The organism is Pseudomonas sp. SWRI111, from assembly GCF_014268555.1.
Taxonomy (GTDB): domain Bacteria; phylum Pseudomonadota; class Gammaproteobacteria; order Pseudomonadales; family Pseudomonadaceae; genus Aquipseudomonas; species Aquipseudomonas hamedanensis.
Genome location: NZ_JABWQQ010000075.1, coordinates 1 through 339 on the forward strand (window position 1 = coordinate 1; position 339 = coordinate 339).

Below are 339 nucleotides of genomic sequence, written 5' to 3' on the forward strand. Positions count from 1 at the left end.
CGCACCGGCCCGGTAGCGGAAACTCCGGTGAAAATCTGGGGCATCAACATCGCGGCCGCGTTGGGCAATTTTCCACTCAATGGTCTGCTGTGCCGAGCGGGTCCGTGGGGGAACATGGCGGTTGGCGACACATTGACCCTCTATTGGGGCACCGGGCAAAACGTGTGGGTTGAAACCGTCGACCAGACCGAAGTCAACACGCAACTGAGTATGTTCGTGCCTTCCCGGCACATGGTCGATGGCCTGTTCGCGGTGTCCTATACGGTCAAGCCCTTGGGCGGCACGGATCAACCCTCCGAAGTCATGCAGGTGCAGGTCAAGCTCACTCGCCCGGGCGGG

At 61.4% G+C, this 339-nt stretch carries 1 protein-coding gene; it reads left to right on the top strand.

Features of this window, described 5'->3' with window-relative positions:
- A partial coding sequence (locus tag HU755_RS27000) for a hypothetical protein (protein ID WP_186638304.1) occupies positions 1–339 on the top strand: 339 nt, incomplete at both ends.